Source organism: Campylobacter sp. P0085 (assembly GCF_002139495.1).
GTDB lineage: Bacteria > Campylobacterota > Campylobacteria > Campylobacterales > Campylobacteraceae > Campylobacter > Campylobacter devanensis.
In genome coordinates, this window is the sequence record NZ_MJKB01000002.1 from 195,350 (window position 1) to 214,532 (window position 19,183).

At 33.1% G+C, this 19,183-nt stretch carries 14 protein-coding genes; 11 read left to right on the forward strand and 3 right to left on the reverse strand.

Going from position 1 to position 19,183, the window contains the following annotated elements; all coding sequences use genetic code 11:
* Window positions 1–83 precede the first annotated feature (83 nt).
* The 8 genes from CIGNP85_RS02845 (at window position 84) to CIGNP85_RS02880 (ending at window position 8,285) form a co-directional block, all read left to right on the forward strand.
* The gene (locus CIGNP85_RS02845; RefSeq protein ID WP_179187303.1) at window positions 84–824 is read left to right on the forward strand and encodes an NAD+ synthase; all 741 of its coding nucleotides are present in this window, start codon (window positions 84–86) and stop codon (window positions 822–824) included.
* Between the two features lie 14 nt (window positions 825–838).
* Window positions 839–1,972: a DegT/DnrJ/EryC1/StrS family aminotransferase gene (locus tag CIGNP85_RS02850; protein ID WP_086227081.1), complete on the forward strand. Its 1,134-nt coding sequence runs from the start codon at window positions 839–841 to the stop codon at window positions 1,970–1,972.
* Window positions 1,965–2,939 carry a tetraacyldisaccharide 4'-kinase gene (locus CIGNP85_RS02855; protein WP_086286865.1) on the forward strand — a complete coding sequence of 325 codons (975 nt, stop codon included), beginning with the start codon at window positions 1,965–1,967 and terminating at the stop codon, window positions 2,937–2,939. The genes CIGNP85_RS02850 and CIGNP85_RS02855 overlap by 8 nt, the downstream gene beginning before the upstream one ends.
* Entirely contained in the window at window positions 2,933–3,775 is an 843-nt protein-coding gene (gene argB / locus CIGNP85_RS02860) for an acetylglutamate kinase (RefSeq protein ID WP_086286867.1), read from the forward strand. Before CIGNP85_RS02855 ends, argB begins: the two co-directional genes overlap by 7 nt.
* 290 nt (window positions 3,776–4,065) lie before the next feature.
* Entirely contained in the window at window positions 4,066–5,502 is a 1,437-nt protein-coding gene (gene thrC, locus CIGNP85_RS02865; RefSeq protein WP_236845580.1) for a threonine synthase, read from the forward strand.
* On the forward strand, window positions 5,499–6,227 hold the full coding sequence (kdsB, locus tag CIGNP85_RS02870; RefSeq protein WP_086224431.1) for a 3-deoxy-manno-octulosonate cytidylyltransferase: 729 nt from the start codon (window positions 5,499–5,501) through the stop codon (window positions 6,225–6,227). The genes thrC and kdsB overlap by 4 nt, the downstream gene beginning before the upstream one ends.
* 89 nt (window positions 6,228–6,316) lie before the next feature.
* Window positions 6,317–7,288: a GGDEF domain-containing protein gene (locus CIGNP85_RS02875; RefSeq protein ID WP_236845562.1), complete on the forward strand. Its 972-nt coding sequence runs from the start codon at window positions 6,317–6,319 to the stop codon at window positions 7,286–7,288.
* Window positions 7,269–8,285 (forward strand): GGDEF domain-containing protein, encoded by a 1,017-nt coding sequence (locus CIGNP85_RS02880; RefSeq protein ID WP_086286870.1) that lies wholly within the window; start codon window positions 7,269–7,271, stop codon window positions 8,283–8,285. Before CIGNP85_RS02875 ends, CIGNP85_RS02880 begins: the two co-directional genes overlap by 20 nt.
* A gap of 87 nt (window positions 8,286–8,372) precedes the next feature.
* On the opposite strand, the gene CIGNP85_RS02885 is transcribed toward CIGNP85_RS02880, so the two are convergent.
* The 3 genes from CIGNP85_RS02885 to mltG all read right to left on the reverse strand — a co-directional run bounded on the left by CIGNP85_RS02885 (window position 8,373) and on the right by mltG (window position 13,002).
* Window positions 8,373–9,902 (reverse strand): succinate CoA transferase, encoded by a 1,530-nt coding sequence (locus tag CIGNP85_RS02885; RefSeq protein WP_179187354.1) that lies wholly within the window; start codon window positions 9,900–9,902, stop codon window positions 8,373–8,375.
* Window positions 9,903–10,003: 101 nt separating this feature from the next.
* On the reverse strand, window positions 10,004–12,031 hold the full coding sequence (locus CIGNP85_RS02890) for an ATP-dependent helicase (protein WP_086286872.1): 2,028 nt from the start codon (window positions 12,029–12,031) through the stop codon (window positions 10,004–10,006).
* Complete coding sequence (mltG, locus tag CIGNP85_RS02895) at window positions 12,031–13,002, reverse strand: endolytic transglycosylase MltG (protein ID WP_086224672.1); 972 nt, start codon at window positions 13,000–13,002, stop codon at window positions 12,031–12,033. The genes CIGNP85_RS02890 and mltG overlap by 1 nt, the downstream gene beginning before the upstream one ends.
* A gap of 205 nt (window positions 13,003–13,207) precedes the next feature.
* Here mltG and CIGNP85_RS02900 point away from each other — a divergent pair, with 205 nt between their 5' ends.
* From CIGNP85_RS02900 to CIGNP85_RS02910, 3 genes are all read left to right on the forward strand, one after another.
* Window positions 13,208–15,457: a YhdP family protein gene (locus tag CIGNP85_RS02900; RefSeq protein ID WP_141031740.1), complete on the forward strand. Its 2,250-nt coding sequence runs from the start codon at window positions 13,208–13,210 to the stop codon at window positions 15,455–15,457.
* A 44-nt stretch (window positions 15,458–15,501) separates the two neighbouring features.
* The gene (gene htpG / locus CIGNP85_RS02905; protein ID WP_086286876.1) at window positions 15,502–17,349 is read left to right on the forward strand and encodes a molecular chaperone HtpG; all 1,848 of its coding nucleotides are present in this window, start codon (window positions 15,502–15,504) and stop codon (window positions 17,347–17,349) included.
* Window positions 17,350–17,535: 186 nt separating this feature from the next.
* Window positions 17,536–19,179: a lactate permease LctP family transporter gene (locus CIGNP85_RS02910; RefSeq protein WP_442861930.1), complete on the forward strand. Its 1,644-nt coding sequence runs from the start codon at window positions 17,536–17,538 to the stop codon at window positions 19,177–19,179.
* Window positions 19,180–19,183: the final 4 nt, after the last annotated feature.

Genomic DNA, 19,183 nt, shown 5'->3' on the forward strand with positions numbered 1-19,183 from the left:
ACTACCTTTTTTAAGTTTTTTTTCTAATATTCTAAGATAGATTTTACCATAATCTAGATATAATTTTGTATTATTTTTAATGGATGATATTAGTGGAAAATTTTAAATTATTAGAAAATAACCTTCTAAATTTTCTTGATTCTTACCTAAAAAGCTCTGGTGCTAAGGGTTTTGTCCTTGGACTAAGTGGCGGCTTAGACTCTGCGGTTGTGGCTACACTTTGTACCAAAGTCGCTCCTACAAAAGCACTCATAATGCCAACTTCTAGCTCAAATAAAGCAAATTTAAACGATGCTTTAGAGCTATCTAGTAAGCTAAATTTGGATTACCAAATTATTGATATTAGTGATATTTTGGCTAGTTTTTTACCTTTTAGCGATACAAATGATAAGCTAAGAGTTGGAAATATTGCTGCTAGAATCCGTATGATTTTACTCTACGATCACTCTAGTTTGCTTAATGCACTTGTTGTTGGTACAACAAATAAAAGTGAGAAAATGCTAGGATATGGTACGATTTATGGCGATATGGCGTGCGCACTAAATCCACTAGCAAATATCTATAAAAGCGATCTCTTTGAATTTGCGAGCTACCTTGGTGTTAATCACAAAATCATAGCCAAAGCCCCAAGTGCTGATCTATGGCAAAATCAAAGCGATGAAAGTGATATCGGATATAGCTATAAAGAGATTGATAAACTGCTAAAAGCTATAGAAAATGGCGAAGATTTATCTAAATTTGATAGCGACTTTAAAAATAAAATAACTGCTAGAATCACCAAAAATAGCTTCAAGCAAAAACTACCAGCAACACCAAATATATAAAATTAGGAGATTTGATGAGAGATATACCATTTTTTCGCCCGTTAATTACCGATAGAGAGCATGAACTTATCAAAGAGACCTTAGAAAAAAATGCAAACTATATGGTTGAGAATTTAGAAAATAATATAAAAGATTTCTTCGGTGCCAAACACGCTATCACCACAAATAACGGCACCGCCGCTATACACCTAAGCTTATGTGCTATGGATTTAAAGCGTGGAGATAAGATTATCTGCTCTGTTAATGCCTTTCCTAGTATCGCTCAAGTCATTAGACATTTTGATGCTGAGCCGATCTTTGTCGATATAAATGAAGATGATTTTAATATAGACCCAAATGAGCTAGAAAAAATCCTAAAAACTCAAAAACACAAAAAATTAAAAGCCGCATTTATAACCCATGTAGCTGGTCAGAGCGCTGATATGGACGCTATATACGCCCTTGCTAATGAGTATGATATAAAGATTATTGATGATGCTAGTAGAGCGATGGGCGCTACATATAAAGGCAAATTAATAGGCAATATGAGCTCATATATGTCTTGTTTTCAGATCAATCCCCAAGTCCAACACGCAGTAGCAACAACTGGTATTATAATTACAAATGATGATGAGATGGCTAGTCGTGCTAGACTAATTCGAAACCATGCTATAATCAACGATAGCTTCGATAAAGATGGAAATTTAGGCTATATGTATGATGTAATTGATATTGGGCAAAAATATGATCTAAATTCACTCTGTGCCGCATATGGAATTGCTCAGTTTGAAAAACTTGGAATGTTTATCGCACGCCGCAAGGCAATTGCAGCAATATATAATGAAGAGTTAAAAAATTGCCCACATATCACTACGCCACTAGCTAAGCGAGATCACATATATAACCAATATATTATTAAAATCGATAAAAATCGTGATAGTTTTGCTAGAGAACTAAAAGAGATGGGAATTAGCACTAGCTTGCACTACCGCCCTATGCATCTATTAAGCTACTATAAGACTAAATATCACCTACGGGTAAATGACTTTCCTAAAGCGCTTAAAACCTATCAACAAATTTTATCACTACCAATATATGCCGCACTTAGTGATGAAGAAGCGCTTTATATCTGCAATGCAGTCAAATCAGTAGCACAAAGTCGTGTTTAAACGCAAATTTCACGCTTGGCTAGAGAGATATTTTTACCAGCCAAGCGTTTTTGATATTATTGTTAGCGCCCTACTTTTACCGCTATCAGCAATTTATTATTGTATAGTTTGGATTAAATTCAAACTATCTAAGGCGCAAAAATTTCCAATCCCAATAATTAGTATTGGTAATCTAGTCCTAGGCGGAAGCGGCAAAACTCCATTAACTAAAGCAATTTTTAATGAGTTTAATAGTGAATTTAAAACCTTTATAATCCTAAGAGGCTATAAAAGAGAGTCAAAAGGTATGCAAATTGTAGCACTAAATGGTGATATAAAATGTGATGTAGCAACTAGTGGTGATGAGGCAATGGAATATGCTACAAATTTAAAAAATGCCAATATAATAGTCTCAAACGATCGCAAAATCGCTATTAATGAAGCCATTAATTTAGGGGCTAAGCTTATTATTTTAGATGATGGATTTGGAAAGGCTAATATTTTTAAATTTAATATTTTACTACGTCCAGCCAAAACCCCACGACTAAATTTCACCATCCCAAGCGGAGTTTATCGCTATCCAAGTAGCTTTTATGGTTTAGCTGATTTCATCCCAAACAGTAGCGATATAATCAAAAAAACGACTATCATAAATCCGCAGCCAAAAATGGTTTTAATGACTGCTATTGCTAACCCTTCAAGATTAGAGTTTATATTTAAAAAATGTATTGGATATGAGTTTTTTGGTGATCATCATAAATTTAATAAATTTGAGTGTGAAAATATACTAAAAAAATATAATGCTAACTCCCTTTTAGTAACACAAAAAGACTATGTAAAAATAAAAGATTTTGGATTAAGTGTTTCAATTTTAGACTTAAAAACAACGATTTCTCCAAATTTTGCAAATAAAATCAAATTATTTATCAAAAGCTACCAAAATTCAGATAAAATATATCAAACAAATCAAGAAGGAAAGATATGTTAAAAAGCAGTAGAACGGCTGAAGTCATCCTTAGTGCTTTGCCATATATCCAAAAATTTAGAGATAAAATTTTTGTTATCAAATATGGCGGAGCAGCTCAAATAGATGAGAAGTTAAAAAATAACTTCGCTAGGGATATTGTACTTTTACAGATTGTTGGTATTAAGGTTGTTTTGGTTCATGGTGGTGGCAAAACTATTAACTCATTTTTAGATCGGCTTGATATTAAGAGCGAATTTATTGATGGGCTTAGGGTTACAGATGCTAACACTATGGAAGTTGTAGAGATGGCACTTAGCGGCCTAGTAAATAAAGAGATCACTAGTATGCTAAATAAGCATGGCGCAAGAGCCATAGGCGTTAGCGGAAAAGATGATAATATGCTAAGAGCTAAGGTAATGGAGAATGGCAAATACGGCTTTGTAGGTGACATCACTAGTGTAGATGATAGGCTTATTAATTCTCTTTTAAATGATGGGTTGATACCAGTTATTGCACCAATTGCTATTGGTGAAAATTACGAATCATACAATATCAACGCTGATTTGTGTGCTAGCGCAATTGCTAGTAAATTAAAAGCTAGTAAGGTTATATTTTTAAGCGATATTAGAGGCGTGTTAGATAAAGAATCAAATTTAATCGGCAAACTAGATAAAGATAGTATTGAAACACTTAAAAAAGATGGTACAATCAGCGGTGGAATGATTCCAAAAGTTGATGCTTGCTTAGAGTGTATTCAAAATGGCGTAGGTGCAGCCCACATAATAGATGGCAAAATTCCACACTCATTATTATTAGAAATTTTCACAGATGAAGGTATAGGGAGTATAATCAAATGAAACTTTTAAGCATAATTTTAAATCAATTCGAAGTAACAAATTTAGCCAAGGAGCTAGCAAATCATAAATGCGTAAGCCAAATTCACAATCTAAACCCAATAAATGCAAAATCGTGGGCAAATAAAGAACTAGCTGCTAATCAAGCAATGCTAGTTGTTGTCGGTAAATTTAAAAAAATCAAGGCTATTTTAGGTGAATTAGACCCAAAAATATGCGAATATCTCTCCATTGAAAAGTTAAGCGAGATAAATTCAAAACACCTAGAAACTCTCCAAGCACTAACTGCCCCAATGCTAGTAGGCACTAGACTTCAAAGTGGTGATGAATTAAACGAATCAGTAAATTTAGATACTGCATTGCTAAATCCAGCAGCCAAATATGGCGGATTATATGCACCAATAAATTTACCACTAATTAGTAAAAAAGAGTTTAAAAAATTAGCTAGATTAAATTATGAAGATTTTGCGCTAGAGATTATTAAAAAATTTAACTTTAATATTAGTTTGAATAAATTCAAAAAAGCACTTAGTAGATATGAGAAGTTTGATAAAAGCGCTGTTGAGATTAAAAGAGTTCATAAAGATCTATATATTAACGAGCTTTGGCATGGGCCTACAAGAGCCTTTAAAGATATGGCACTTCAGCCTTTTGGAGAGCTTTTAAGCTCTATTTCTCATGGTCAAAAACAGCTAATAATGTGTGCTACTAGCGGCGATACTGGCCCAGCTACACTAAGCTCATTTGAAAATGCTAAAGATATAAAAGTTGTCTGCCTATATCCAAAAAATGGTACCAGCGAGGTTCAAAGACTTCAAATGGTAAATCAAAAAGCACCAAATTTAAAAGTAATCGGAATTGAGGGCAACTTTGATGATGCTCAGCAAGCACTTAAAGAATTATTAAATGATAATGAATTTAAAGCAGTTTTAGCTGAATTAGGCTACAATCTTAGTGCTGCAAATTCGGTCAATTTTGGTAGAATTTTATTTCAAATTATCTACCATATCTATGTCTGCATAAGTATAAACAATAATAAAGAACCAATTGATATAATTGTTCCAAGTGGTAATTTTGGTAATGCACTTGGCGCTTACTATGCTAAAAAAATGGGTGCAAATATTGGCAGAATAAAAATTGCTTCAAATCAAAATAATATCTTAACTCAACTTTTTACTACTGGTATTTATGATTTAAATAATAAAGAGTTAATTTCAACAATCAGCCCAGCAATGGATATTTTAGTTAGTTCAAATGTTGAGAGATTGTTATTTGATAAATTTGGTGCAGTTAGAACCAAAGAGCTGATGGATAGCCTAGCAACAAACAAAAAATACGAACTAACAAACGATGAGTTAAATGTACTAAAAGCTGACTTTGATGCGGCATTTTGCACTGATGATGAGTGTATAGAAAATATCTCTAAAATGGCAAAATCAGGTATATTAATTGACCCGCATACTGCGACTTGTCTAAATTTAGTTAATGATGAAAATATAACCGTGATAACTTCAACTGCTCAATGGGTTAAATTTACTCCAAGTATGATCAAAGCGCTAAAAAATAGAACCAGCACCGATGAACTTGCTGATATGCAATTACTAGCTAGCAAATATCATGTAAAGCTTCCAAAAAGTATAATCAAACTATTTAAAGAAGAGGCTATCCATACTGATATAGTCAAAAAAAATCAGATAAAATCAAATATTATAGAGTGGATAAAACAATGATAGTAATACCTGCACGACTAGCCTCTACTAGATTTGTCAATAAGATCCTTGCTGATATCGGCGGGGTTCCTATGTTTGTTAAAACTGCTCAGTTAGCAAATAAATGCGATGATGTTGTCGTGGCTTGTGATGATGAAGATATCCTGCAAATTGCACAAAAATTTGGAATAAAAGCGATAATGACTAGTAAAGCTCATGATAGTGGCACTGATAGAATTAATGAGGCGGTCAAAAAGCTTGGATTAAAAGATGATGAGATTGTAATAAATTTACAAGCAGATGAGCCATTCTTTGAGGAGAAAAATCTAAGCAAATTTAAAGATTTTACCTCTCAAAGAATAAATGATGGTGCATTTATGACGAGTTGCTTAAAATTTGCTAGCTCAGAAGAGGCTCAAAATCCAAATTTAGTCAAGGTAATCACAGATATAAATGATTATGCTATATACTTTTCACGCTCATTAATTCCATATCCAAGAAGTCGCTGTGATCTGTATAAAGCGCATATTGGAATCTATGGTTATAGCGTTAGCACATTAGCACAGTTTTGCGCACTTACAACTAAAGAACTAGAAAATATAGAAAAGCTCGAACAGCTTCGTGCTATCTCAAGTGCTAAAAAAATTGCAATGCTAGAGATAAATAGCCAAAGCATCGGCATAGATACTATTGATGATTTACGAGTCGCTGCTAATAAATTTGGATTTAAATCTACCCTGCTATGAGTGTCATTGCCAAAGAGCTAAGATCATATCCTAAGATCTATCATAAGCTACTATTATTATACATTATCATCTTAGCCGTATATGGCTCAATGTTTGCATACTCAGGAATATTTTTTTTATTTATAAATTTTGCCATATGTTTCTTTGTATCAATGGCGCTTTATATAGATTTTAACGAACCTAAATTTGAAAAAATTATAAAATTATGGATACAGCTTAGTGCTACGTATATCATGGTATCATCTATTTTGGTTTTAGGGTGGGGTTATGGATTTGAGCTATTTTTACTTGAACTTATAGCTATTAACTACGCCTCGCCTCTTAAGAATTTAATCTTAAAAATTACGCTTCCACTATTGCAGCTTACGCTATTTATTATTTTATATTTTACCTTTAGCGGACTTGATGTAAACTATGGCTCTGAGACTATTAAACATATTAGTTTTATCTTTTGTTTTTGTATGATTGCGGTGAAATTTTTTGTATTACAAGATAACACTAACACCATCTCGACTCTTGATATAATTGCTACACAAAAGCAAAATATCAGCTATAAAAACATTGCTGAGATTGACTATCTAACTGGTCTTTATAATAGAGCACCAATGAATGAAATTATCTCTAAGCATTTTAAAATGCTCTCAAATCATCAAATTCGTTCTTTAGCTATCATTTTATGTGATATAGACAACTTTAAAAATGTAAATGATACTTATGGACATATCTTTGGAGATATTGTTTTATCAAAAGTTGCTGAGATTTTAAATATTAAAATATCTAAATTTGGTAAAATTTGCCGTTGGGGTGGTGAAGAGTTTTTAGCTATTATTCCAGCACAAAACTTCAAAAAGTGTATCCAAATCGCAGAATCAGCCAGAATTGCTATCCATAGCGCTAATCCTGATAAGGTTCCTATCAGCACAACATTTGGACTACTATATATAGAAGACCCAATAGAGATAAACCAAGCAATTAGCATAGCTGATAACCTACTCTATCGTGGTAAAAATCAAGGCAAAAACCAAGTTGTATCGGAAAAATATGAACCTAATCAAAGATAACCTAACCTTTAATTTTAAATTTATAATAACCCTATTTTTAGTTGTAACACTTCTATATTCTATAGTATTTTATCTAATTGGTATGAGTGAACTATCAGTTATATCATTTCTTGGAATTTTTATCTATTTTATCTCACTTAAGGCCATAGATGATAATAATTATGATAGAGCATTTTTCTTAGCACATCTTCATATAGTAATCTCATCGATGCTTGCTACTGCTATACTTGGATGGGATTATGGATTTTACCTTATTATTATTGCAATTGCTTCGACTACATATCTAAATATTTTTAGAAAACGTATCATAAACTATCTATTAGCTGGATTTGATTTTATTGGTTTTATAGTTGTCTATATGATCTCAAATGTATATTTTCCAAAAGAGCCAGGCGACTTTTCACAAATATTTTATCTTAGCAATCTTGCTTTTTTATTGTTTTTATTTATGATAATTTTTAAAATTTACAATACTGTAAATCAGATAAATATCAAAGATCTTCACAAGCACAAAAATGAATTACGAACTGCTTCACAAACAGATCATCTAACTGGTCTAATTAATAAACGAGCCTTACACTCTATTTTAACTAAAAAAAATAATAAAACAATTACAATTGCTATGTGTGATATTGATAATTTTAAAAGTATAAATGATAAATTTGGTCATAACATCGGCGATGAGGTTCTAAAAACTTTAGCTAAAATATTCACAGATAACGCTAATAAATCTGATATAGTCTGTCGCTGGGGTGGCGAAGAATTTGTCATTGTAGCTACAAATACTAGTAGAGCAAACTTTATTACTCAAATTCAAAATATCAGATTTATCATAAATAAAACACCAGTTAAAGTCTCTACCGATCGCTCAATTCACTTTACTGTGACATTTGGGATTTCTGATAGTGGAACTGACCCAGACAAACTCACTGACCAAGCTGATAAACGCTTATATAAAGGCAAACGAAGTGTCAAAAATTGTATAATCACAAAATAAAAGCAAATGCCCAAAGAGCAAAAATATTAAATTTGACTAAATTTATCTAGCGTCGCTGCTTTGAGCTTAGCAGCGACAAATATAAATTTATTTTTTCATACTACCTGTTTTGTTAAATCTATCATGCCAACTTAGAGCTTCGCTTAATATATGTGGCGTGTGGCCTGGTTTTGGCTGAGCGCACGCTCTATCGAAGTAGTCTTGTAGCATATCTCTATAATCTGGATGAGCTATAGCTATCATTTTTTGTGCCCTTTCTCTTGGACTACAACCCCTTAAATCAGCATATCCATACTCGGTTACTACCACCATAGTATCATGCTCAGTGTGATCTACATGGCTCACAAAAGGCACAATAGCTGATATCGCCCCACCCTTTGCTACTGAAGGGGTTAAAAACAGAGATAGATAGCCATTTCTAGCAAAATCCCCGCTACCGCCGATTCCATTCATCATCTGCGTACCCATAACATTAGTTGAGTTTATATTGCCATAGATATCGGCTTCTAACATACCATTCATAGCTACAACCCCAAGGCGTCTTACTAATTCTGGGCTATTTGATATCTCTTGTGGGCGAAGAATTATATGCTCTTTATAGAAATCAACATTTTTTCTAAATTCCTCCACAGCAGTTGGACTAAGCGATAGAGCTGAAGCTGAAGCTAGATCAACGGTGCCATCTTTAACAAGATCTAGCATACCATCTTGGATAACTTCTGAGTAGCACTCAAGTCCTTTATATCCAGCCTTGCTAAGAGCGGCTAAAACAGCGTTAGCCACATTACCGATACCACTTTGAAGTGGTAGTAATTTACCCTTTGGTAATCTACCAGCAGCCTCTTCGGCAGCGAAAAATTTAGCCACATTATCACCAATGGCTATTGAAACCTCATCAAGTGGAGTAAATCTATTTAGCCTATCTTCAGTAGAGCTTAATACCACACCTACAACCTTATCAAAATCCACGCTCATATATGGACTTCCTATGCGATCTCTAGCAGTTTTAAGTGGAATTGGCTCACGAAATGGTGGTTTGGCTTGGACATATATATCATGAAATCCCTCTAGCTCTTTTGGTTGATGAATATTTAACTCCAAAATTACCTTTTTAGCAGCATTTAACCAAGCTTGGTTATTGCCTACTGAGGTGGTAGGGATTAATTTACCATCTTCTGTGATACCTGAAATTTCAATCACAGCAAAATCCATATCACCAAAATATCCACACTCTACTTGCCACGCAAGAGATGATAGATGGACATCTAAATATCTAGTTTCACCAGCATTAATACGGCCTCTCATGTTTGGGTCTGTATTAAATGGAGTTCTAAACTCAACACAATTAGCCTTAGCCAAAATACCATCTAAATCCACATCAGTGCTAGCACCAGAATATATACTAATCTTATATTCTTGACCAGCTTCATGTAGCTTTTGAGCTCTATTGGCAATTGCGATTGGGATATATAAAGGGCTTCCAGCGCCGACAAATCCACTAAATCCTATTTGAGCCTTATGCGGAATGAGAGCCGCTGCTTCATCTGCTTTGATAACCTTAGATAGATATCTAGCGTCTTTGATACGACTAGTATCATTTATAGTATTGTCAATCATTTTTATCCTTTAATTAAAATTTAGCTTGATTATAAGCAAAATTTCTATAATTTCTCTTATAATATTAATAGTAGAAATTTATTTTAAGAAAAATTTAAAATTTAAATTAAAGGCTTTACCATACCAGCCTCGGCTAAAAAACAGCTTGGCTGATACTCGACTTTTCTTATCTTGTCATATTTGGCATAGCTTAGCACCAATTCATCCTTTGCCCTTGTTACAGCGACATAAAATAGCCTTCTTTCTTCTTCTATATCACTCATTAATCTTGAATTTGGAAATCTACCTTGAGCTAGATCCACTACAAAAACAAGGCTAAACTCAAGCCCCTTACTAGCATGGATTGTGAGCAAATTCACCCCTTCGCCCTCGCTCATTTCGCTTTTGCCAAGGGTTAAAAAGTTATAAAAATTATCAATATTATTGTGTCTTTTACTAATCTCTAAAAGCACCTTAGCCTTAGATATTATCCGCTCTGTTACGCTGCTTTTAAGCTCGTTATCTATATTGCCATTTTTTAGGGTTGCTCTTTTGGTTGCTAAGATATCAACTATAATACTATAAATTTGAGATTTTATCACCTTATCTATAATTTGATATGGTGAGCTATTTTTATCTAAATTCACTATCAAATTCCTAAGCTCATACAAAAATATCGCACCATTTTGATTTAAATTTGAGTAGTTTAAAACAGGAGATTTCATAAACTCATCATCAAATCCAAGCTCACAAAATCTATTTGATGGCATAAATTCGCTAAAATCATCAAATAATCCAAGCTGATGATTATGCCTTTTGGGGGCTAATTTAGCACTATTTTTATCTGGATTTATAAGGCCTTTTATGATGCTACCATCTCCAGATGAGATTAAAATTTCAAAAATCTCCTTAGCGTGAGCGTTGCCAACTCCTTTAGCATACTCTAAAATATGTATAAATGACATAATATCTTTAGGATTTACCAAAATCGATATCAAATCTATAAGCGCCTTAATCTCACGAGACTCAAAAAAGCTCACTCCGCCTTTTCTTTTACAGCTTATGCCATACTCTTTTAAGGCTATCTCTAGTCCATCAGCACTTGAGTTATTACGAAAGATTATAGCGATATCATTTTTATTATATCTGCTATTTGAGATTAACTCTGCTACTGCATTATACTGGATAAAAAGCTCATCATAAACAAGCAAAATAGGCGATTTAAACTCCCCCTCACGGCTTACTTCAAGCGATTTTGGATATAATCTAGGATTATTAGCTATGACTTTATTTGCCAAGGCTAGGATTTTAGCACTTGAGCGGTAATTTGTATTTAATGAAAATATATTAGCATCCAAATATCTATCTTTAAAGCTACCAATTATCCCTATATTTGCCCCATTAAAGGCATAAATACTCTGGTCAAAATCCCCCACGCAAAATAGACTTTTGGTATTAAAAGCATCTATGAGTGAGCCTTGAAGTGAATTTGTATCTTGATACTCATCAACCAAAATTTCATCAAAATAAATTCTAGCACCCTTTTTAAGCTCATTTCTCATCTTAATTAATAGATCATTGAAATCAGCATAGTTAAAATTGCTCTTAGTCTCTTCAAACTCACGCAAAATATCATCATAAATTTCAGCAAATTCCACCTGATCTGGATAATTAACACTAAACCAATCTACAAAGCTCTCACCACCTACGCAACTATTACAAAATAAAGAGTATATATCATACAAATACGCCCCGCTATATCCCTTAATATCGCTAATTCTATGAAATTGCCTTCTATCTGTGATACTCTTTAATAGTGTTTTTAATTCGCTAGGTTGCTTTAAAATCACCCCTTTATCAAGGGATTTTAGAAGTGAATTTGATACAGAGTGAAATGTCCCAGCTGTGATTTGAGATACTATATCACTATCAAAGTAACGCCCCAATCTCTCTATCATCTCACTAGCGGCTTTATTGGTAAATGTTAATAACAAAATTTTATTAGCCTTTATCCCTGAGTTTAGAAGATGAGCTATCCTAGCTACAATTGTGCTTGTTTTGCCTGTTCCAGCACTTGCTATGATGAGATTATGCCCCATAGACGCTGTGGCTGCTCTATACTGCTCTTTATTTAGCTTTGAAAGTGGCATTATTTAGCCTTATTAGAGCGATCAATTGCTTTTGTATGCGCTTCATAAGTAGAGCTAAATATATGAGCACCTGTGCTTTTATCTCTTACAAAATATAGATAGTTTGTCTTTTTAGGAAAAATTGCTGCTTTTATCGCATCAAAGCTGACATTACAAACGGCATTTGGTGGTAGGCCTGCGTATTTATATGTGTTATACCTAGTGTTGTCTTTGGCTATTCTTTGTGGGGTGATCTTTTCATGAGAGTATAGATCATAATTTAGCGTTCCATCCATTTGGAGTTTCATACCAATTTTTAACCTATTGTATATAACAGAAGCTACTAAAGCCATCTCGTCTTTGTTAGCAGCCTCTTTTTGCACTATAGAAGCTACAGTGATAAACTCATACCATCGTCTCTCATCCCATTCGCCAAAAATCTTTCTACTTAGACTCTCATGCTGTTTTTTAGATGTGTTAATTAGATAATAAACTAAATGCGCCTCCCCAATTCCAACTGGAACTTTATATGTCTCAGGGATTAAAAACCCCTCTTTTATAGGTGCATTTTCTAAGTAGCTTTTCATTAATTCATTATAATTTAGCCCTAAATTTTTAGAAATTTCATAGAAAAAATATGCTGTAGTTTCACCAGGAATAAGTGTAATATCTCTCATTGCAGCTTTAGCAGTTGTAAGCTTATACAAAAAATCAAATTTGCTAAGGCTAGTCTGCCCAATTTCAATCCATCCAGATTGTGGAAATCCCATCAAAACTAAAATATATTTATCAAATTCATCAACCTTAAAATTTAGCTTAGCTAAATAAGATATAATTTCGCCTACACTTCCCTTTGGTAAATATACCGCCTTGCTGGTATTCATCGTTTGAGATAGTGAAGCAAAAATCGATAGGAAAAATATGAGTACAATTTCACAAATGATAAACAAAAACCGCTTTTTAGCTCTGTTTTTAATGCTATTTATTTCCATTTTTGTTGCCCTTTTTATATGGTTAAAAATTGGTATAAAGATAGAAAGTTTAAATTTTAGCCAATTTAAAATTTCGCAATTATATATAAAATTAGATAACAAAATTACACTAAGAGTAAAAAATATCGATATTTTACCATTGACTAATGAAAAAAATAACACTAAACCATCCTTAGAACTTTTACATTATCTAAGCTGGATTGATATGCTTTTTGAGACAATTGAACTTACAAATATTACAAATGGTGAGTATAAATCATACTTTATCTATGCTGATAATAAATTTAATCTAAATAATAAAGATTTATATGTAAATGCAAATTTTGCTAGACAAAATCACAATCTAAATGTTGCCGTAAATGAGATTAAATTAAAAGATTTTAACACTACAATTAATGGATATTTAGAGCTAAATTTCTATAATGATAGACATAAATTTAGTGGAAAATTTAACTCCTATGAGCTTAGCGGAAATCTAGGACTAAACATAGAAAATGATATTTTAACCTATGAACTTAGCGATGTGAGTGCTAGTACTATTGAGCAGTTTATGAACGCTTTAGCTAATATTACTGGGCTTGATAATGAGATTAAAAACTGGATTTATGGGTATATAAAAGCTAAAGATTATAGGGTTGAGATTTTACGTGGTAAATTTGATTTAAACTCCAATGATCCGCTAATCTCAAAGCTCTATGGTAAAGCTACAGCAGTATCACCAGTAGTAAAATTTCACCCAAATCTCCCAGCAGCCACTGCTAGTAGCGTAGATGTGATATTTGAGAATTCTGGACTTAAATTTGATATAAAAGATCCAAAATATCAAGGTTCTAGCGCTATAATAAATTTAAGCATAAATGAGTTAATTAATAAACCAAATTTAATACTAGATATTTATACTAAAACATTATATAGTAATGATATAAATAATATACTAAAAGCCTACAATATAAATATCCCAATCACGCAAAATAGTGGCAATATGAACGCAAAGCTTCGCTTAATCATAGACCTAAGCAATATAATTGTACAAGCCAATGGGGAGTTTATACTTGATGGCGATATTGATATCTCTGGGGCAAAATTTAATACCAATCATGCTAAAATAATTTTAAAAAACGATAAACTCACCATAGAAAATAGCCATGTAAAAAATAGTATTTTTGATGCAAATTTTAGTGCTTTTATTGATGCAAATACACAACAAGCATGGTTTGATACTAAATTTAACTCTATTGCTATTCCAAATCTACTTGATATTAAAAATCTAGATGATAATATCACACTCGAATTTAGCAAAGCCCCAAAAATTAACTCCAAAACTTTAGGATATGAACTAAATATTACCAATCCAATTACTCTAAATATACCTAGCATAGAACCGCTTAAGCCCTACTCTACGCTTATAAATAATTTAAATATCACTAAAGCTGCAATTAACATCACAACTAATAATTTTATAGATATCAATGCAAGAGTTAATGATGCTAAATTTAATATTCCAATGCTAGCTAAAAAGGATGGAAATTACACCGATGATAACTTTACCATTAATGTTAGCAATATTATTAATGTAAAAAGTGATAGTGGCATAGTAGAGGCTAGCATAATTAATGATGAGGTAAATATATTTTTAAATTCAGCCAAAATTACTATAAATTCTAATGCTGCCAAAGGTGATTTTGATAAAAATCTAAACTTTATAGCCAATGATACTATATTAAATATAGCCGATGTTAATAAAAGTGTATCGTTTGATCATTTTAGCGGAAATAAAACTAGTGATACTATTAAATTTGATGGGGAATTTGATGGAGGATATATATCTATTACCGAAGGTAAAGGTATATTAAAGATAAAAGGAAATGGTATATCAGCTACAGCTGTCAATGATATTTTAGATTTAAATACATTTAGCGAGGGGGTTTTTGGATTAAAAGTTATGGGAAAAAATAGCAAAAATTTCAAAGCTGACCTAGAATTAAAAGATACATATCTAAAAGATTATAAAATTTACAATCAACTTCTAGCATTTTTAGACTCTATTCCGAGCTTGCTTATTTTTAAGGTACCTGATTTTAATAATAAAGGCTTTAGTGTTAAAGATGGAATTATAAGGATTGGACGAATCGATGATAATCTAACAATTCATGCTATTGATATCGAAGGTGCAACCGCTGATATAGTTGGCAATGGAACGATAAATCTAGCCACAAATCTCATTGATATAACTTTGGAATTAAAATTATTAAAAGATGCTAGCTCAATCATTGATAAAATTCCATTAGTCAACCACATACTATTAGGCAAAGATAAAAGCATATCTACAATTATAAAAATTAGCGGAACAATTGATGAGCCAATTATTACAACACAAGTAGTGACTGATGTCTTAAAAACCCCATTTAGTATAATCAAAAATACACTAACCTTACCATTTGTGATTTTTGAATGATGATTAAATTTAGTTAGTTATAATATCAAGACAAAGGAGAAAATATGCAAAAACATCAATTTCAAACACAAGTGAGCGATCTTTTAAATTTAATGATCCACTCACTCTACTCTAATAAAGAGATATTCTTAAGAGAGTTAATCTCAAACGCAAGCGACGCACTAGATAAGCTAAATTATCTATGCTTAACTAATGATGATTATAAATCACTTCAATACACCCCTAGAATTGATATCAAACTAGATAAAGAGGCCAAAACATTAGTAATCACAGATAATGGAATAGGCATGGATGAAGATGATCTAATCAACAATCTAGGCACCATCGCAAGAAGCGGAACAAAAGGCTTTATAGAATCTATGAGCGGAGATGCGAAAAAAGATAGCTCATTAATAGGTCAATTTGGGGTTGGATTTTACTCAGCATTTATGGTGGCAAACAAAATAGAAGTTATCAGTCGCAAAGCCCTAAGTAGCGAAGCTTATAAATGGAGTAGCGATACAAATGGATATGAAATTTCAAAATCCACGCTAGATAGCTACGGCACACAGATCACTCTATACCTTAATGATGATGAGTTTACAGATAGTTTTAGAATAGAAAATATCATTACAAAATACTCAAATCACATTCCATATCCTATCTATATGGATAGAGATGAGTGGGTAGCCCCACAAGATGAGAACAAAGAGGGGCATTATGAGAGCAAAAACTCTCAAATCAATAAAGCAAGCGCCCTATGGAGAATGAGTAAATCTACTTTAAAAGATAGCGATTACAATGACTTTTATAAGCAAATAAGCCACGATAGTAGCGATCCACTACTCCATATCCATACAAAAGCAGAGGGCAAAATAGAGTATTCTACCCTATTTTATATCCCATCAACTCAACCATTTGATCTATTTAGAGTAGATTATCAAAGTGGTGTAAAACTCTATGTTAAGCGTGTATTTATCACTGATGACGCTAAAGAGCTTCTACCGCCATATCTTAGATTTGTGCGTGGGGTTATGGATGTAGAAGATATCCCATTAAATGTAAGCCGTGAAATTTTACAAGAGAATAAAATTCTAACCGCAGTCAAAGACCAAAGCGTCAAAAAAATCCTAAGCGAATTAGAAAAACTACTAAATAACGATAAAGAAAAATACTCCAAGCTCTACTCTCTTTTTGGTAATGTTATCAAAGAGGGCCTATATGGATTTAATGCTAATAAAGATAATATCTTAAATTTATGCCTATTTAAATCCACTCTAAACGACAAGCCAATCACGCTAAAAGAGTATAAAGCCGCAATGAAAGAAGATCAAAAATCGATATATTATATCAGCGGCCAAAATGAGAGTATGCTACGAAACTCACCACTTTTAGAAGGGTTTAAATCCAAAGGGATAAATGTCCTAATCTGTGATGAAGAGATAGATACAATAGTCTTGCCTATGGTAAATGAGTATGACTCCACACCATTTAAGAGTATAAATAGCTCTGATATAGATAGCGAGATAACTAGCAGTGAAATTTCAACTAGTGATGAGACAAACGCCCTAATAAGCAAAATCAAAGAGATCTTAAAAGATGAAGTCAAAGATGTCAAAATATCAAATCGCCTAAGCGACTCCGTAGCGTGCCTAATCTATGACAAAAACGACCCAGATTATGCTATGCAAACTCTATTAAAACAGATGGGTCAAGAAGCACCAAAAATCAAGCCAATCTTAGAGATCAATCCAAATCACGAAATCATCACCAAATTAGCTAATAACGAATTGATGATAAACGATGTTGCTATACTGATCCTAAATATGGCTAAAATCAGCGAAGGTATGAGCATAGAAAATCCAAGCGAATTTAGCTCTAAACTCGCTAAAATTATATCCAAAGCTCTATAAATTTACTCTGCCCTACTCTGGGCGGAGATACTCTATCAAACTGAAATTTATAAATAAAATTAATTATAATGTTACGATTATACACACCCAAACGATTTTTTAAACAATTTTTATAATTTATCTTAAATTTAATAATAATTTACGCTAAAATGAAATTTCAAAAAATTTTTATCGATAGGAGTCTATATGCAATGGACACAGGTATATGATCCACTTGGCAATATATGGCTAAGTGCGTTGGTGGCGTTTTTGCCAATTTTATGTTTTTTGGTTTCGCTTTTAGTTTTTAAGCTAAAAGGCTATATGGCTGCTTTTTTAACAGTTATTTTGGCTTCTGTTTTGGCGTTATTTGTATATGATATGCCTTTTTCTCTCATCGGTGCTAGCTTCGTTCAAGGCTTCGCACAAGGTATGTGGCCTATCGCTTGGATTATCATCGCTGCGATATTCTTATACAAACTTTCAGTCAAATCAGGCTCATTTGAAGTTATCAAACAAAGCGTTATTAGCATCACTCCAGACCACAGAATTCAAGTTATCTTAATTGGATTTTGTTTTGGCTCATTCTTAGAAGGTGCTATCGGTTTTGGTGGTCCAGTTGCTATCACTGCTGCTCTTTTAGTTGGTCTTGGACTTAAGCCTTTATATGCTGCTGGATTGTGTCTGATAGCTAATACTGCTCCTGTTGCCTTTGGTGCTGTGGGTATTCCTATTATTGCTATGGCGAATTTAGTTGGTGTAGAACAATATGAAGTCTCAGCGATGGTTGGTAGAATGCTAGTTCCACTTAGCCTTACTGTTCCATTTTTCATTGTATTTTTAATGGATGGATTTAAAGGTGTTAAAGAGACATTTCCTGCAATTTTAGTAGCTGCAATTAGCTTTACTGCTACACAATTTATCAGCTCAAACTACCTTGGTGCCGAGCTTCCTGATATTGTTTCTGCTGTTGTATCTCTTATTTGTACTACTGCATTTTTGAAAATTTGGAAACCATCTAATATATTTAGACTTGATGACCAAACAGACTTTACAAGCAAAACCAAGCTTAGTAATGGCCAAATATTCAAAGCTTGGCTACCATTTATCCTATTAATCGCTTGTATAATTCTATGGACTCAACCATGGTTTAAAGCGCTATTTGCTAAAGGTGGGGTATTTGATTACACAGTTGTAACCTTAGCTGCTAACAATGTAGGCACAAGCATAGTTGATGCTACTGGTAAGGCTATTGGGTTAAATTTAAATATCAGCTTTGTAGGCCTTCAAGCTGGCACCGCTATATTACTAGCTGCTTTCTTATCAATTTGGTTTTTAAAAATCAAAGCAAATGACGCCGCAGATTGCTTCTGGGATACGCTAAAAGAGATGGCAATTCCTTGTATCACAATCGGTCTTGTTGTATCATTTGCCTTTATCGCTAAAAACGCCGCTATGAGTACAACTCTAGGTCTTGCCTTTGCTCAAACTGGCGATGCTTTTGCCTTCTTTAGCCCTGTGATTGGCTGGATAGGCGTATTCTTAACAGGTTCAGATACAAGCTCAAATCTTCTATTTGGCCCACTTCAACAAGTTAGCGCTAGAGAGCTTGGTGTTGGTGAAGCACTATTTTTGGCAGCCAACTCAGTTGGTGGTGTCGTAGGTAAGATGATAAGCCCACAAAGTATCGCTATAGCGTGCGCTGCTGTTGGTTTAGTAGGTCGTGAGAGTGAGTTATTTAAATTCACACTTAAATACTCAGTTGCTTTCATTATCTTAATTGGTATTTGGACTTTAATCATCGCATTCTTTATGCAAGGAATTATCCCAGATATCGTATTTAAGGGTTAACATC

Excerpts from the sequence above, each read along its gene's own strand:
- thrC (WP_236845580.1), top strand. The coding sequence starts at position 4,066 with ATGCTAGTAGGCACTAGACTTCAAAGTGGTGATGAATTAAACGAATCA.
- CIGNP85_RS02885 (WP_179187354.1), bottom strand. The coding sequence starts at position 9,902 with ATGATTGACAATACTATAAATGATACTAGTCGTATCAAAGACGCTAGA.
- mltG (WP_086224672.1), bottom strand. The coding sequence starts at position 13,002 with ATGGAAATAAATAGCATTAAAAACAGAGCTAAAAAGCGGTTTTTGTTT.
- CIGNP85_RS02875 (WP_236845562.1), top strand. The coding sequence starts at position 6,317 with ATGTTTGCATACTCAGGAATATTTTTTTTATTTATAAATTTTGCCATA.
- CIGNP85_RS02900 (WP_141031740.1), top strand. The coding sequence starts at position 13,208 with ATGCTTTTTGAGACAATTGAACTTACAAATATTACAAATGGTGAGTAT.
- kdsB (WP_086224431.1), top strand. The coding sequence starts at position 5,499 with ATGATAGTAATACCTGCACGACTAGCCTCTACTAGATTTGTCAATAAG.
- CIGNP85_RS02910 (WP_442861930.1), top strand. The coding sequence starts at position 17,536 with ATGCAATGGACACAGGTATATGATCCACTTGGCAATATATGGCTAAGT.
- htpG (WP_086286876.1), top strand. The coding sequence starts at position 15,502 with ATGCAAAAACATCAATTTCAAACACAAGTGAGCGATCTTTTAAATTTA.
- CIGNP85_RS02850 (WP_086227081.1), top strand. The coding sequence starts at position 839 with ATGAGAGATATACCATTTTTTCGCCCGTTAATTACCGATAGAGAGCAT.
- argB (WP_086286867.1), top strand. The coding sequence starts at position 2,933 with ATGTTAAAAAGCAGTAGAACGGCTGAAGTCATCCTTAGTGCTTTGCCA.
- CIGNP85_RS02845 (WP_179187303.1), top strand. The coding sequence starts at position 84 with ATGATATTAGTGGAAAATTTTAAATTATTAGAAAATAACCTTCTAAAT.
- CIGNP85_RS02880 (WP_086286870.1), top strand. The coding sequence starts at position 7,269 with ATGAACCTAATCAAAGATAACCTAACCTTTAATTTTAAATTTATAATA.
- CIGNP85_RS02890 (WP_086286872.1), bottom strand. The coding sequence starts at position 12,031 with ATGCCACTTTCAAAGCTAAATAAAGAGCAGTATAGAGCAGCCACAGCG.